Origin of the sequence: Paractinoplanes ferrugineus (genome assembly GCF_016862195.1) — a bacterium.
GTDB classification, from domain to species: Bacteria; Actinomycetota; Actinomycetes; order Mycobacteriales; family Micromonosporaceae; genus Actinoplanes; species Actinoplanes ferrugineus.
In genome coordinates, this window is record NZ_BOMM01000050.1 from 156,931 (window position 1) to 171,799 (window position 14,869).

A 14,869-nucleotide genomic window follows, 5' to 3' on the forward strand; every position below is an offset into this window, starting at 1 on the left:
GAAACGCGTTCCGCTGAGCGGTCCACGTTCCGCTCAGCGGTCCCGCCCGGTCGGCGGCGCCCGAGGCGATACCTACGGTCGGGCCATGCAACCGACCACGATCCATACCGACGTGGCCATCGTCGGCGCCGGTCCGACCGGCCTGTACGGCGCGTTCTGCGCCGGCTTCCGCGGCCTGCGCACCGTCCTTGTCGACGCGCTGCCCCAGGTCGGCGGACAGATCGCGGCCCTGTACCCGGAGAAGGTGGTGCGCGACGTCGCCGGCCTGCCCGGCGTCACCGGCCGCGAGCTCGTCGACGGGCTCACCGCCCAGGCCGACGCGTTCGGCACGCGGTATCTGCTGGAACGGCAGGCGATCGGGCTCGGGCACGAGGCGGGCCGGCCGCAACTACTGCTCGCCGACGGCACCCTGGTCGACGCGGGCGCCGTGGTGTTGACCGCCGGGATCGGGACCTTCACCCCACGGCCGCTGCCGGCCGGTACGGAATTCCTCGGGCGGGGCCTGTCGTACTTCGTACCCGATCTGAGCGTGCACGCCGACCGGCACGTGGTCGTGGTCGGCGGCGGGGACAGCGCCATCGACTGGGCCAACGCGCTCGTGCCGCTGGCGCGCAGCGTGACCGTGGTGCACCGGCGGGCCCGGTTCCGGGCGCACGCCGCGAGCATCGCCGAGGCCGAGCGGTCCGGCGTGGCCTTCCGGACCAACACCGAGATCACCAAGCTGGCCGGCCAGGACTGGGTGTCGCACGTGCACCTCGGCGCGGAGGTGCTGCCCGCCGACAGCGTGATCGCCGCCCTCGGCTTCGTCTCCGACCTCGGCCCGATGGCCGGCTGGGGGCTGGATCTCGCCGGCCGCTCGATCCGCGTCGACCAGCGCATGCGCACCAACCTGCCGGCCGTGTACGCGGCCGGTGACGTCACCGAGTACCCGGGCAAGGTGCGGCTGATGTCCGTCGGTTTCGGTGAGGTCGCCACCGCCGTGCACAACGCCGCCGTCGAACTCGACCCGGAAGCCTCCCTGTTTCCCGGTCACTCCACCGAAGCCGCCTGAGAGGACCCCGTCATGGCTTACGTGATCGGCAAGGACTGCGTCGACGTCAACGACCGCGCCTGCATGGACGTCTGCCCGGTCGACTGCATCTACGTCGGCGACCGCAAGAGCTACATCAACCCGGCCGAGTGCATCGACTGCGGCGCCTGCGAGGTCGAATGCCCGGTCGAGGCCATCTTCGTCGATCGCCAGGCCCGCGGTGACGAGGCCCGGACCCGGTTCGTCGCGGACTCGCGCGACTTCTTCCAGGTCGTCCTGCCCGGCCGGGACGCGCCGGTGGGCGCGCCCGGCGGCGCCGGCAAGGTCGGTGAGATCGGCGTCGACACGCCGTTCGTCAGCGGCCTGTGAACGTCGGGGGACGCTTGTCGAGGAACGACTGGAGCCCCTCGGCCGCGTCCTCGGTGGCCAGCACGCGTTGAACGGCGGCCCATTCGACACGCATCGCCTCGTCGATGCCCAGCGGCGCGCCCTCGACGATCGACCGCTTGAGCAGCCCGACCGTCGCGGTCGGCAGCCGCGCCCACCGAGCCGCGCGGTCCGCCACCGCCGCCGCGAAGTCGGCGTCGGGGACCACCTCGTCCACCAGGCCGATCTCCAGGGCCTCGGCGGCCCCCAGCCGGCGGCCCTCGATCATGAGCAGCTTGGCCCGGTGCGCGCCGAGCAGGCGCGGCAGCCGCTGACTGCCGCCCGCGCCCGGGAACAGACCGAGGCTCATCTCCGGGAAACCCACCGACGCCGAGGCCGCCGCGATGCGCAGATCGCAGGCCAGTGAAAGTTCCGCCCCGCCGCCCAGCGCATGCCCGTTGATCGCGGCGATCACCGGCTTGGGGGCCAGTTCCAGCGCGCGCTGCACCTCGATCCAGCGGCGCATCCGGATGTGATTCGGCATCGACAGGTCGCGCATCACCGCGATGTCGGCGCCGGCCACGAAGAACCGGCCGGTGCCGGTGATGACGACACACCGGACCGCGGCGTCGGCGGCGAGGTCCGGCAGGACGGTCAGGAATTCCTCGATCAGTTCCGGGTTCACCGCGTTCGCGGGCGGCCGGTTGATCACCACGGTGCCGACTCCGTCGGCCACGGTCACGTCGAGCATGCTTGTCACTCCAGAACGGTCGGGTCGACGGCGGCGCCGCCGAGCAGTTCCTCGAGAACGGCGACGGTGTGTTCGCCGAGCAACGGCGCCGACCGGTCGACGCGGGCGGGCAGCACGCTTCCCTCGTGGCGAACCTCCCCGGCGACCGGGTGGCGCAGCACCGGATAGAAGCCGCGCGCGGCCAGTTGCGGGTCGCGGTCGGTGAGATCCGCACCGGTGCTGACCACCGCCGCCGGCACACCGGCGGCCTGCAGCAATTCCGCCGCCGCGGCGGCGTCGAGGGTCCGCGTCCAGGCCGCGAGGGTCTCGTCGATGCGGTCCTCGTCCGCCTTGCGCTCGGCGAGCGAAAGGCCGGCTTCGCCGATCCCGGCGAGGCGGGCGAGCGTACGCCACTGGTCGTCGTCGTCGACCGCGATCGCCACCCACCGGTCGTCGCCCCGCGCCGGGTAGACGCCGTGCGGCGCCCGGTGCGCGACCCGGTGCGGACGGCTCGGCGTCGCGCCGGTGGCCGGCGCGCCCAACTGTTGCTCGAGCAGGGCCGGTCCCATCGCCGCGGCCATCGCCTCGAGCTGGGACAGGTCGACGAACCCGCCGCGGCCCTCGGCGAGCATGGCCAGGACGGCGAGCACGGCCGCGTTCGCCGCCACCATGTCGCCGAGGCCGAAGGTGAGCCCCTGCGGATCGCCGCCCGGGTCGGCGGTCTCGTGGGTGAGCCCGGACATCGCGGCGAGCGTGTCGGCGAAGGTGACCGCGTTGCGCCACGGCCCGGTCTGCCCGACGCCGGACATCGACACCGCGATCAGGTCCGGCCGGCCCAGGGAGGCGTGGTCGAGGCCCCACTTCGCCATGGTGCCGGGGCTGTAGTTGTCGATGATCACGTCGCACTCGGCGGCGAGCCGGCGGACCAGCTCCGGTCCCCCGGGCCGGCGCATGTTCACCGCGATGCTGCGCTTGCCCCGGTTGAAGTTCAGGAAGTAGCCGCCGTCGTCGAAGCCGGCGCCCGGCCGCAGCCGCATCGACGGCTGGAACCGGGTGGGGTCCTGGCGGTGCCGTGACTCGACCTTGATCACGTCGGCGCCGTAGTCGGCCAGCTGCCTCGTCGCGTACGGCCCGGCGAGCACCCAGGTCAGGTCCAGGACGCGCAGACCGGCGAGCTTGCGGGCACCTCGCGGGCGGCGTGGCGACGTCCACGTCCCGCCCGCCCGCGGGCCGTCGAGCGTCCGGGGCGGGGTACGGCCGGGCAGCGTCACCGGATACCCCACGTCGGTGAGCCCGTCGACGGTGATGAAGAAGTCACGGTCGCGCAGCTGCGGGTTGTCGGACAGTCGGTCGGCTGGGCTGACCTCGGCCCAGGGCAGCGCGCGGCGACGGCCCTGTTCGCCCAGCGAGGCCGCGCTCCGGCGGGCGGCGAACCGGGCCACCACCTCGTCGACGTGCGGGCGGGCCGCCCAGCGGAACACCGGGTCCGCGTACTTCTCGTCGGTCAGGTCCGCGGCCTCGCCGGTCTCGTCCAGCCAGGCCAGTAGGTCCGTCCACATGCGATTGCTGCCGGAGTAGCCGCCGGCGGCGTACCCGTCGGCGGCCCGGAAGACGCGGTGTGCCACATGCGCGTAGACCCCGCCGCTGCGGCGCGGGTAGGCGCCCGCGTGGATCCAGGAGATCGCCCCGGTCTCCAGGGTCGCGGCCACCGCCTGCTGGGCCGAGACGTCGATCAGCCCGCCTTCGCCGGCCAGCACACCGAGATAGACCGCGATCGCCGCGTGGGCCCCGGCCACCTGGAGCGCCGACTCGCGCGGCGGCGGCTTGGGCGGCCCGTCGGCGCGACCACCGAGCCAGGTCATCCCGCCCGCGGAGGCGGCGACGAGGTCACCGGCCAGCCAGTCGCGGCGCGGCCCGGTCAGCCCGAACGGTGTCACGACCACGTGCGCCCGGCCCGGCCAGCGCGACTTCCCGGCCGGCGTGAGCCCGCGCAGGCCGAGGCGCGGGCCGCTCTCGAGCACCACGTCGGCCGCGGCGGCCAGGGCGTCCAGCACTCCCGGGCCGTCGGCGGTCACCCGGGTGCCGGCGTACCAGTGCAGTTCGGCCGCCCGCGGGCCGGGTGGGCCGGCCGGCACGCGCACGACCTCGGCGCCCAGGCCCACCAGAGCGCGGACAGCGGCCGCGCCCAGTTCGTCGGTCAGGTCGAGGACTCGCACGGGTGGTCCCTTCGTCGCAGATGTTCGAGGTCTTCGCCGCTCACCGAGCGCAGGGCGGATTTGTCGACCTTGGCGGAGGCGTTGCGCGGCAGGGCGTCCAGCCGGGCCACGAAGCGCGGCCAGCTGTGCCGGGGCAGCCGGCCGCGGCACCAGGCATGCACGTCCTCGGGTCGCAGCGGGCCGGCGCCGGCCACCACGACCAGCAGGTCCTGCTCGGTGAACTCCGAGGCGACGCCGACCGCGGCGGCCTCGCGCACGCCGGGCATGGCCGCCACGACCGACTCGACCTCCCAGGCCGAGATGTTCTCGCCGCGACGCCGGATCACGTCGGTGTGCCGCCCGCAGTAGACCAGCCGGCCCGCCTCGTCGAACCGCCCGAGGTCACCGGTGACGATCCACTCCGGTGGTGGCTCGGCACTGCCCGCATAGCCGAGCGTGCTCAGGTACGGATGCCTGGCGCGCACGGCGATCCGGCGGTCGGTGTCGATCCGCACCTCGTACTCCGGCACCGGCCGGCCGGCCGTGCCCTCGGCCACGTCGTCGATCAGGTTGCTGGTGACGTCGCCGAGTTCGGTGCACGCGTACGCCTCGACGAGTTGCACGCCGAAGCGTTCCCGGAACTGCTCGGCCAGCCATCGCGGCGCCGGGCCGCCGTAGGCGCGGGTGACCCGGTGGTCGCGGTCCCCGGGCCGGGCCGGCGCGCGCAGCAGGATGGCCGCGACCGCGCCCATGAAGTTGAACGCGGTGACCTGCTCCGCCCGGCACAGCCCCCAGAACGCCGACGCGGAGAACCGCGGCACGGCGAGCAGGCGGGCCCCGCTGACGAGCGCGGCGAGCAGGCCGGTGTGCCGGACGTTCACGTGGTTCCACGGGAACGCGTTGTAGAGGACGTCGTCCGGGCCGTACCGCATGGAGGCGGTGACCCGCCGGGCGTGCCGGACGCCGGCGAAGTGCGGCAGCAGAACGCCCTTGGGCCGGCCCGTGGTGCCGGAGGTGCTCAGCACCAGCGCCGGGTCGCCCGGCGCCGGGGGCGGACCGAGCGGACCGGGGCGCACGTCGTCGAGGTCGCCGGGGCCGCCGCCGTCGTCGACGGTGCGCACGACCGGCGCGAGACCCGCGAGGCCGGGGTCGGCGGCCAGCGCGCCGGTGCCGACGATCGCGACCCGGCCGGCCGTCGCCGGTGTGCCGCCCGGCGCGACCGGGATCTCGACCAGGCCGGCCCGGGCCACGCCGGCCAGGACGACCGCCAGCGCCGGCCCCGGCCGCAGGCAGGTCACCACCGGATCGCCCCGGCGCAGGCCCAGTTCCGCCGACGCCAGCAGCCGGGCGAGCCGCTGCGCCGACGCGAGCCAGTCCCCCAGCGTGAGATCGGCCCGGGTGGCGCCGGCGAACGTCGCCACCACCCGGCCGGGCTCGGCGGCGGCCCGCCGGCTCAACACGTCGAACAGGGTCTCCGGCCGACCGGTGACCTCGATCATCAGCGGGCCAGGTTGACCCATACGCCCTTGGTCTCGGTGAACTCGTCGAGCGCGAACGTCCCCATCTCCCGGCCCCAGCCGGACATCCCGAATCCGCCCCAGGGCGCACCCGGGTCGATCAGCGGCAGCTGGTTGACGAACACCGTGCCCGCGTGGATCCGGGCGGCCAACCGGTGCGCCGCGGTCAGGTCGTGCGTCCAGACGACCGCGGCGAGGCCGTAGCGGGTGTCGTTGGCGCGGGCCACCGCCTCGTCCTCGTCGTCGTAGCTGAGGATGGACAGCACCGGCCCGAAGATCTCCTCGCGGGCGATCGTCATGTCGTCCCGGACGCCCGCGAAGACCGTCGGGCTGAAGAAGTAGCCGCTGTCCAGGCCGCGGCCCGACGCCCGGTCGCCGCCGGTGACCAGCTGGGCGCCCTGCGCGACACCACCGGCGACGTAGCCGGCCACCCGGTCGAGCTGTTCCTGCGACACCAGCGGGCCGAGCACGGTGTCCGGGTCGATCCCCGGGCCGATCTTGAGGGTCTGCGCCGCCGCCGCGATCTTCTCGGTGAACTCGTCGGCCCGCTTGGCGTCGACGTAGAACCGGGTGTACGCGCCGCACGCCTGCCCGGTGTTGAACAGCGCGCCCTGCAGGTTCCCGACGACGGCGGCATCGATGTCGGCGTCGCGGGTGATGATGCTCGGCGCCTTGCCGCCCAGTTCGAGGCCGACCCGCTTGAGGTCGGTCGCGGCCGCCGCGGCGATCTGCTGGCCGACCTCGGTCGACCCGGTGAAGGAGATCTTGTCGACGTCCGGGTGGGCGACCAGCGCCCGGCCCACCTCCGGGCCGCCGGTCAGCACGTTCACCACACCGGCCGGCAAGCCCGCCTCGACGCACAGCCGGCCCAGCCGCAGCGTGCTCAGCGGGGTCTGCTCGGCCGGCTTGAGGACCACGGTGTTCCCGGTCGCGAGGGCCGGGGCGAGCTTCCAGGCGGCGATCGCGAACGGGAAGTTCCACGGCGTGATCAGCCCGACCACCCCGAGCGGTTCACGCCGCGTGTAGTGCAGGGTGTCCGGCACCGAAACGCTTGACAGCTTGCCCTCGATCTTCGTGGCCCACCCGGCGTAGTAGCGGAACACCTGGGCGGCCAGCACCACGTTGACGCCGGTGGACATCGCGATGGGCTGGCCCTGGTCGTGGGTCTCCAGCTCGGCGAGCTCGGCCGCGTCCCGTTCGATCAGGTCGGCGACCTTCCAGAGCATCCGGCCCCGGGCGTCGGGGCTCAGGTCCCGCCAGGCCGGATCCTCGAACGCGGCCCGCGCCGCGGCGACCGCCGAGTCCACGTCCGCGCGGCCGGCCTCGGCGAACTCGGCCAGCTCCGTTCCGTTCGACGGGTCGTACGTGCGGCTGGTCCGCCCCGACTCGGCGGGCACCCATTCGCCCGCGATCAAAAGCCTCTCCGCCTGCGTCACGGTGTCCTCCCAGGTAAAGGCACGTACGTCGTGCCGTCGAGATGCCGATCGTGAACCGGGCGAAGCCCCGAATCAACGAGTCCGGACCGCCCACCGGACCGCAGGCTCAGCACCCCGAGCACGACCTGCGTGCCGGCCAGCGCCAGGCCGGCCCGCATCAGCGCCGCGCCGCCGTGGTGATGGCCGCCCAGGTGCATCGCCAGCATCAGCCCGCTCAGGGCGACCATCGCGGCGTGTTCCGGGCGCGAGGCACGGCCGCGGGCGCAGACCGCGCAGACGATCGAGAGGGCCAACATCGGGGCGGCGGCCGGGCCGGCGACGATCAGCAGGGCGGCGTGCACGCTCAGGCAGGCGACCGCCACCACGGCGCCGGTCCGGGCCGTCAGTGACAATGCCGGGCCTCGGCCGCCGGTACGTCCAGCGCCGGGTTGCGGTCGAAGAAGTTGACCGGCAACAGCTGGAAGCCGGCCTTCTCGACCGGCATGACCGGCCAGTCCTCGGCGCGCGGGATGTGCGTGACGCCGAGGGTGTGCCACAGCACGACGTCGGTGTCCGCGACCGGCCGGTCGGCGGCCGTCCAGCGGGGCAGGCCGTCGCCGGACCGGCTCTGGTTGGGGTAGTCGCCGGCCGAGCGCATCTCGTCCGGGCGGTACGGCGTCACCCACATGTTGCGGGTGCCGAACCCGGCCCGCCGGGCGATCAGCGACGGCGGCTGGGCGAGCATGGTGGCGGAGCTCCAGCCGGGCAGGAATTTGTAGCCGACCGGTACGCCCCACCGGTTGGTCCGGCCCCGGTTGACCACCGTCCAGTTCCGCGAACTCTGCGTGTTGGTCACCCAGTCCCCGGCGTTCTCCCGGTCGATGACGGTCTTTCGCACGCCGATGGCGTTGCCGTACGGGTTCTCCGGGCCGACCGGCACGCTGTACGCGTCGTTCTGGACGACGGTGTTCTCCCAGCCGTCCACCTCCATGTCCAGCCGGAACGAGAACAGGTGCTGGTGGTAGGTGCCGATCAGGTTCGTCCCGATCGGGGTGCCGTGCGGGGCGGGCCCGCCGTCCTCGACCGCGCGGGTCTGCACGATGCCCAGGAGCTTGATCTCCATCTGAATGGAGGCGTCCTGGTAGAAGTACCAGAAGAAGCCGTAGTGGTAGTTGCCCACGGTGGCGATGAAGCTGACGACCAACCGGCGGGACCGGCGCACGTCGACCTTGCCGGTGACCCAGTCGGTGTGCTTCCAGAGGATCCCGTCATCCTCCTCGTGGATGCAGATCGCGTTCTCGATGGTCACCGGTGAGCCGTCCTCGCCGGCCAGCACGGCGTCCAGGTAGACGATCTCGCCGAGGCAGTCGCAGCCGAGCCGCAGCGAGTTGGCCAGCTTGCCGAGCCCGTACTCGCCGACGTCGAACGCGCTGCGCCAGAAGTGCTCGGACGAGGGATCGCCGTAGGGCACGACCATCTCGGCGAGCGAGCCGCGGTGCATGATCGACCGGTACCGGTCGCCGTCCCGGTACTCGACCGCGTGCAGGACGAGGCCTTCGAGCGGATGCATGCTGATCCGCAGGCGCCACTTCTGCCAGGTGAGCTCGGGACCGTCGAGCCGGAAACCGACGCCGTGCGGCTGGGTGATCTCCAGCGGCGCGATGTCGTCGCGCATCGGCTGGTTGGCGTCGGCGGTGTAGTTGCACAGATCGGGGTTCATCGGGCGGACGCCGAAGTCGTGCACCGCGACGACCTCGTGGCTCACCAGGTCGACGACGGCCATGACGCCCTCGATCGGGTGGGCGTAGCCGTTGTCGTCCGGGAACTCGCGGTAATACGACACCGAGCCGGCCATCCGGCGACCCCGCACCGGCACGTCGGCCATGTTGCCGACGCCCCACGGGTCGATCTGCACCTTGTCGAGGTCGGTGATGCCGCGCTTGGCGAGCGCCTCGACGTAGCGCGGGTCCCGCTTGATCAGCGCGGGCGCCAGCTCGAACTCCTCGACGAGCACCGGCGCCGAGCCGTCGGTCACCTCGGCCGACGAAACGATCTTGTCGGAGTCCAGGTCCACGACGACGTCGTAGGTCCGGCCGGTGTCGCGGTCGAGGATCATGGCCCGGCCACGCCGGGTGACCGCGGTGCCGGCGCGCAGCGCGTACTTGTCCGGTTCGTCGGTGAAGACCGCGCTGAAGCCGGGACGCTCGCCGCCGATCCGTTCGCTCCGGATCACCGCCGCGACGCGGCGGATCTCGTCCGCGGTCAGAGCATCGAACAGGGGGTTGCGCATAGCGTGGTCCTTTCGCGGGGCGGCCCCCAGAGAAGCACGCCGTACGGGCACCGATCCCGGCTCCGGTCCGCTCAGCGAGCCACTACTTACCGGCTCGGGACGCCTCGAGAATCACGCGCAACTTGGCCAGCGCCTGCTCGGTGCGCGCCGCCGACCCGTACACCAGGTGCTGCAGGACCAAGCCGTCGAGCGCGGCGAACACGAGCGTCGCGAGGGTGTCGTCCGGGTCGTCGATGCCGACGTTCGCCAGTGTCCCGCCGACCTGGGCGATGTAGTGGTCGTAGAGCTCGGCCACCGGCTCGACCGGGCCGTCGCCACGGGCGGTACGCAGCAGGAACTCGTACTGCAGCAGTTGCCGGGCGGGTGCCCCCATGATCGTCTCGACGAGTGTCGAGCCGAACGTCCGCAGGTCGTCGCTGAGCAGATGGGCCTCGGCCGCGTCGCGGCGAGCCGCGCGCTCGAACGCCTGGGTCAGCATGGCCTCGCGGGTGCCGAAATAGAACCGGACGAGGCTGTGCGACGTGCCGGCCAGCGCGGCGACCGACCGGTAGGTCACCCTGTCGTGGCCCTCGGTCCCGGCGATGTGGATCGCCGCCTCGAGCAACCGGTCGCGGACGCCGGCCTTGACGTCGTCGCCGGTTCCGACGGGTGCGCGGGGCGGGGTGCTCACGCGGCCATCATCACATCCGGCTGACCGGCGCGGGCACCGGCGCAGTCCGTTCACCGGTCCGCAACCGCTGAACCCCGGGCCGCGGCAGAAGACTCCCAGAATTTACATCTCGCTCTGGACAGCGCCCCGGTCCGCCTCAACAATGTGAATTGTCCAGCTGGACAATTCAAGGAGGCCCGGTGCGGAACATAATCGGACAGCAGGCCGGTGCCGCCGCCGGCGACAGCCACCCGTCGTCCGTCCTGGGCAAGGCGTTTCTCCTGTTCGGCGCGTTCGACGGCGGGCGCAGCACGCTCGGCCTGACCGACCTGAGCCGACGTGCCGGCATTCCCAAGGCAACCGCCTATCGACTGGCTCAGGAGTTGGTAAATCTCAATCTCCTCGAGCGAGTGGAAGCCGGTTATCAACTGGGCTGGCGAATGTACGAACTCGGGCAGCTCGTGCCGGGACCGGCCAATCTCCGACATGTCGCCCGGCCCGTTCTGACCGATCTGCACTCCGCCACCCGGGCCGTCGTGCACCTGGCGGTCCCGCACGGCCTCGACACGCTCTACCTGGAACGCCTCGCCGGACGCAGCGACGCCCGCGTCCACGCGACCGTCGGTAACCGGATCCCGATGTGGTGCACCGCGTCGGGCAAGCTGTTCATCGCCTACAGCGACGACCCCGAGCGCATCCTGTCGGCCCTCGAGCACGACGGCGCACCGCACCGCACCGGCGGCGGCCCCACCGCCGGCCGGCTACGAGCCCAGATCGCGGCCGTCCGGGACCGGCGCTGGGCCACCGAACAGCAGGAATGCCTCGAGGGCTACAAGTCGTACGCCGTCCCGATCACGTCCGGCGGCCCGCACCAGGTGGTGGCCGCCGTGTCCGCCACCCTGCCGATCGGCCGCCGCGACGACCAGCAGGTGATCCGCGCACTCTGGACGGCAGCCGCCCTGGTCAGCCGCACCATGGAGGAGTCGACGCTGGCCACCCTGGCCGGCTGAGCGGTCGTCCGGCGTTCTCCGGCCCGGAGCCCGGACCGACGTGCGAGGCTGATCGCCATGCCGCTCAGCCTCGGCCTCGCGCTCCTGGTCGGCTGGCTTTCCGGCTGAGCGACCAGGAACCGCCGATAATCCTCGATCGCCGTCCGCGCGACATCGGCGGGAAACTCTCCCTCGGCGCCGGGCACCCACAAGTGGGTGATCCTCAGCCATCGCCAGCAAGTCCAGGACGACGATGAAGAAAGTGCCGAAGTCGGTGGTCAAGCCGCCGGCCCGGTTGTAGGAGCCCCTTGTCGTGACGCCAACGACGATTCGGCGAACCGTACGCGCATCCGGGAAATGCGTGTCGCGTCCGGCGACAGGGGCGGACTGAGCCCGATTGGCTTCCAGGTCGCCGACGGACTCGTGACCTAGGTCGCGTCGACCTGGTGTGCGCCTACCGCCGGGACCGATGTCTGCGGACCTGGATCGCGGAGGGCGAGCCGGCGCTGCAGGTCGATGTGCCGGAACTGCCATACGGCGCCGACCTGCCGCAGGACGCCCCGGCGATGGGCATCCCGGAGGAACCGCACAGCTCGCAGCGGCGCCCGCCGGCGGAGGAACCACCACCAGCGAGCTAGGACGAACCAGCCCCATGCGGCTTTTCCCATCCCCCCGGCGGCCGCCGCGTAGAAGGCCGCTACCAAGCCCACCAGGATTATCCCAGCCCGGTTGTCGACAAGCAGTGCCCCGGATGCGCCGAACAGCACGGCGGCCAGGAAGCCAAGCCCCGGGCCGAATATCCAGAAGAGGCGCCGGTCTCGGCCGAGGACCTCGAGCGGGCTGGCCGCCCGCGGAAGCTCGATCGGCTCGCCGCGCGTGCCGACCACGATGCCGGACACCACGCCGACCGCCATACCCATCGCGAGGGCCCCGTACGGTGCGATGGGAAACAGCAGGCCGACGACCAGGCTGGAACCCACGACGTAGAGAAACCGCCGGGTGAAAGCCCGAGTCGACCAGGCGATGCCCTGGACCGGCTGTTGCGAGTCACCGATCAGACCGACGTTGATGCCGCCGATGAAGGCGCCGAAGAACGCCCGGACTGGATGCGGAACGGCTTGGTCAAAACGCCACCATTCGATGTCCGGGGAACCGGCCATAGTCGTCTCCTGGTAGCGCGCGAGCTGGATCAGCCAACGTTCCGCGTCGTCCGGACCTACCCGCAACCATCGCCCCGATCGGGGTCTCGGCCGGTAGGCGGCGCGCACGTACTGGTCGAAGAGGTGCTGCCGGAGACTTGCCACGTCCGGAAAGGCGGTGCTGTCAAGGAGCTCGGACGGCGCCGGAAGCTGCGCACCCGTGTCACCGTCGCCGGGGTTGTAGATTTGCCGTGCCATGCCCACCATCAGGGGCGTCCGAAGCGCAACAGCGGCCGTCGAGCCCGCTTCGGCCCGCAGGGCGTCCCGTACCTGGAGCCACATAGCCGCACGTTGCGGTCCCTCGGCCGAGCTCTCCAGATAGTCGGTGACGGTGTCAGCGGCCAACGGCACGATCGTCAGCCCCACTGAGCCGGTCAGGGTGATCTCCCGTTTGCCCGGTCGGCTCGCCTTGCGGTACTCCTCGGTCCGGCACGTGACCACCACCCGCCGCCGCGGTCGTTTCAGATACTGGTTGAGCAGTTTGATCGTGCTGGACCGCAGACCATCGCCGAGTTCGTCGAGGCCGTCCACGATCGGCAGCAGGAGGCCGGCGTCCAGCAGAACATCAAACCGGCTGCCTCCGCCCACTGTTCTGATCGACAGGAACGGGTAGTCGCGGTAAAGCCGTTCGCGCATCCAGTCTGCGAAGCTCTGCTCAGCGGGATGCCATCCGGACGCCGTCACAACGACCGGAACCGGGTCGTTGTCGCGCCGATCCGCTATCAGGTCGAGTACCAAGCCGAGCATCAGTGTGGTCTTGCCCGATCCCGGCTCGCCGAGCAGCACCAGCCGGCCGGTGGGGATCTTGCGGTACGACTCGACCAGGGGACGGCCTGGTATGACGAGTTCGGCCGGCGATTTGGCCCAGGTCTGTGCTCCGGAGCGGGATCCGGGCGCTCGCCCGACCTCGCCGCGCCCGAGGCGGTCCACCACAGTCCAGTCGGGAAAGAGCCGGTGGTCGGCCAATTCCCAGGTCACCGGAAGGGGATAGGGATCGTTGAGGTCGCGAAACTCCGCTTCCTCGGCCCACTGGCGGCAGACCGCATCCGCGAGCTCTCGCGCCAGCTCGGCGGGTGTGTCCGCCGACGGCGGTGAACGGCGGTCGGCAACAAGCGTGTAGACGGTCAGCAGCAGAGCCAGGACGTTCAGGAACACCCCGAGCACACTGGCCCACCGGTCCGCGTCCTCCAGACCCTGGCCCACGAGGAACCGGCCCAGCGCGATGAACCCCAGCCCGGCGAACAGCGACGCGCCGACCCACCACCACACCCTGCCGCGGCGTACGATCACGCCCGTCATTGTCGACAACGGATGCCGAACAGCTACATCGGTATCCCGGACGGCCATGTCCGTACGTTCGTGCTGTAGCTACCGGAACGCGCTGCTGGACCGCCCCGGGAGCCGGATTCCGGCATTTCGCACCATCCGGGCCGGAATCAGTCACCCGTGCTCCGAGTCTCACCGCAAACTTAGGTGGCTGGCAGGAATTTCCTAGGTTGCGGGGAACTACTGGGTACATGGCTACCGCGACATCACCCGCTGCCGACCGCATCCGGGACCGTCTCGCCCGCATACTGCCCTCCCCGCGCGTCACTCCGCTGGCCATCGCCATGCTCGTCGTGCTGCCCGGAGTTGCCGTCACCCTGCGGCTGATGGGCGGTCCGCGCCTTCTCGACGACGCGGTGGCCTGGGCGTCGACAAACGTGGAGAACCTCGCCAGTCATCCGGTCGCCGCCCTGACGGCCAGCGCCTTCATCGTGCCCAGCGGCCTGTTGCCGGAGTTGCTGCTGGTGGGCGTCGGCTTCGTGGCTCTGGAACGGGGAATCGGGACGGCACGCACCGCCGCCGTGGCCTTCGGCGGCCACGTCGGCGCGACGCTTCTCACCGTGTACGGCGCCGAGTTGTTCACCGATCCGGCCGCCAACCGCTCGGACGTCGGCGTCTCGTACGCCATGTTCGCCGTCCTGGCCGCCGCGGCCGGGCGCCTGTCCGGCCGTTCCCGGATCGCGGCGTCGACCGTGCTCGGCGCGGCCGTCGGGATCCCGTTCGTCAGCGCCCCGGGCGTGACCACCACGGGTCACGTGCTCGCGGCGACACTGGGTCCGGTCATCCTGGCCCTACTCCCCCAGCGACGCGCACAACCGGGTCCGGCCGACGGCACGCGGGTGGCCGGGCTCGGCGGGATGCTCACCCGATGGCGCCAAGGAGCGCCGGCACTCGGGCGCGGGGCACAAGAGAGCGCCTGACGCGCCGGCGGCAGCAGGTCGCCACCCTGGCCGCGCGCCACCCCGGCCGGTGGCGGCCGCACCGAGCCCGTTCCACGCGCACGCCTCGCCGTACCGGTGGCCCGGCGACCGGAAGATGTGCAGCGCCGCCCGGCGGTGCCGCAGACGGCCGGTCCCCGGATCCGCCGCCACTCTCGGCGCCGACCGGCTCGCCGACAGCGCCGGAGCGCGCCGCGACTTCGACCACCGCGACAAAAACGGGGT

The 14,869-nt window shown here is 72.1% G+C and carries 12 protein-coding genes; 4 read left to right on the plus strand and 8 right to left on the minus strand.

The window, feature by feature from the left end:
• Positions 1 to 85 precede the first annotated feature (85 nt).
• Together Afe05nite_RS27930 and Afe05nite_RS27935 are read left to right on the plus strand one after the other, a co-directional pair.
• Positions 86 to 1,051: an NAD(P)/FAD-dependent oxidoreductase gene (locus Afe05nite_RS27930; RefSeq protein ID WP_239118237.1), complete on the plus strand. Its 966-nt coding sequence runs from the start codon at positions 86 to 88 to the stop codon at positions 1,049 to 1,051.
• 12 nt (positions 1,052 to 1,063) lie between these two features.
• Entirely contained in the window at positions 1,064 to 1,399 is a 336-nt protein-coding gene (locus Afe05nite_RS27935) for a ferredoxin family protein (RefSeq protein ID WP_203820201.1), read from the plus strand.
• Here Afe05nite_RS27935 and Afe05nite_RS27940 read toward each other — a convergent pair.
• From Afe05nite_RS27940 to Afe05nite_RS27970, 7 genes are all read right to left on the minus strand, one after another.
• Entirely contained in the window at positions 1,386 to 2,147 is a 762-nt protein-coding gene (locus Afe05nite_RS27940) for an enoyl-CoA hydratase/isomerase family protein (protein WP_239118250.1), read from the minus strand. The two genes, Afe05nite_RS27935 and Afe05nite_RS27940, sit on opposite strands and share 14 nt — an antisense overlap.
• A 5-nt stretch (positions 2,148 to 2,152) precedes the next feature.
• Positions 2,153 to 4,342 carry a CaiB/BaiF CoA-transferase family protein gene (locus Afe05nite_RS27945; RefSeq protein ID WP_203820203.1) on the minus strand — a complete coding sequence of 730 codons (2,190 nt, stop codon included), beginning with the start codon at positions 4,340 to 4,342 and terminating at the stop codon, positions 2,153 to 2,155.
• Positions 4,324 to 5,820 (minus strand): class I adenylate-forming enzyme family protein, encoded by a 1,497-nt coding sequence (locus Afe05nite_RS27950; protein ID WP_203820204.1) that lies wholly within the window; start codon positions 5,818 to 5,820, stop codon positions 4,324 to 4,326. The genes Afe05nite_RS27945 and Afe05nite_RS27950 overlap by 19 nt, the downstream gene beginning before the upstream one ends.
• Positions 5,820 to 7,274, minus strand: coding sequence for an aldehyde dehydrogenase family protein (locus Afe05nite_RS27955; RefSeq protein WP_203820205.1), 1,455 nt, complete (start codon positions 7,272 to 7,274; stop codon positions 5,820 to 5,822). The genes Afe05nite_RS27950 and Afe05nite_RS27955 overlap by 1 nt, the downstream gene beginning before the upstream one ends.
• Entirely contained in the window at positions 7,271 to 7,666 is a 396-nt protein-coding gene (locus Afe05nite_RS27960; protein ID WP_203820206.1) for a hypothetical protein, read from the minus strand. Before Afe05nite_RS27960 ends, Afe05nite_RS27955 begins: the two co-directional genes overlap by 4 nt.
• Positions 7,657 to 9,543, minus strand: a complete 1,887-nt coding sequence (locus Afe05nite_RS27965) for a primary-amine oxidase (protein WP_203820207.1) — start codon at positions 9,541 to 9,543, stop codon at positions 7,657 to 7,659. The genes Afe05nite_RS27960 and Afe05nite_RS27965 overlap by 10 nt, the downstream gene beginning before the upstream one ends.
• 82 nt (positions 9,544 to 9,625) lie before the next feature.
• Entirely contained in the window at positions 9,626 to 10,213 is a 588-nt protein-coding gene (locus Afe05nite_RS27970; RefSeq protein ID WP_203820208.1) for a TetR/AcrR family transcriptional regulator, read from the minus strand.
• 179 nt (positions 10,214 to 10,392) lie between these two features.
• On the opposite strand from Afe05nite_RS27970, the gene Afe05nite_RS27975 reads away from it, so the two are divergent.
• On the plus strand, positions 10,393 to 11,202 hold the full coding sequence (locus tag Afe05nite_RS27975; RefSeq protein ID WP_203820209.1) for an IclR family transcriptional regulator: 810 nt from the start codon (positions 10,393 to 10,395) through the stop codon (positions 11,200 to 11,202).
• A gap of 407 nt (positions 11,203 to 11,609) precedes the next feature.
• Here Afe05nite_RS27975 and Afe05nite_RS27980 read toward each other — a convergent pair whose 3' ends face one another.
• The gene (locus Afe05nite_RS27980) at positions 11,610 to 13,535 is read right to left on the minus strand and encodes an NACHT domain-containing protein (RefSeq protein ID WP_203820210.1); all 1,926 of its coding nucleotides are present in this window, start codon (positions 13,533 to 13,535) and stop codon (positions 11,610 to 11,612) included.
• A 362-nt stretch (positions 13,536 to 13,897) separates the two neighbouring features.
• Between Afe05nite_RS27980 and Afe05nite_RS27985 the strand changes: the two genes are divergently transcribed.
• Positions 13,898 to 14,626, plus strand: coding sequence for a rhomboid-like protein (locus tag Afe05nite_RS27985; RefSeq protein WP_203820211.1), 729 nt, complete (start codon positions 13,898 to 13,900; stop codon positions 14,624 to 14,626).
• Positions 14,627 to 14,869: the final 243 nt, after the last annotated feature.

Excerpts from the sequence above, each read along its gene's own strand:
- Afe05nite_RS27930 (WP_239118237.1), top strand. The coding sequence starts at position 86 with ATGCAACCGACCACGATCCATACCGACGTGGCCATCGTCGGCGCCGGT.
- Afe05nite_RS27935 (WP_203820201.1), top strand. The coding sequence starts at position 1,064 with ATGGCTTACGTGATCGGCAAGGACTGCGTCGACGTCAACGACCGCGCC.
- Afe05nite_RS27940 (WP_239118250.1), bottom strand. The coding sequence starts at position 2,147 with ATGCTCGACGTGACCGTGGCCGACGGAGTCGGCACCGTGGTGATCAAC.
- Afe05nite_RS27950 (WP_203820204.1), bottom strand. The coding sequence starts at position 5,820 with ATGATCGAGGTCACCGGTCGGCCGGAGACCCTGTTCGACGTGTTGAGC.
- Afe05nite_RS27965 (WP_203820207.1), bottom strand. The coding sequence starts at position 9,543 with ATGCGCAACCCCCTGTTCGATGCTCTGACCGCGGACGAGATCCGCCGC.
- Afe05nite_RS27985 (WP_203820211.1), top strand. The coding sequence starts at position 13,898 with ATGGCTACCGCGACATCACCCGCTGCCGACCGCATCCGGGACCGTCTC.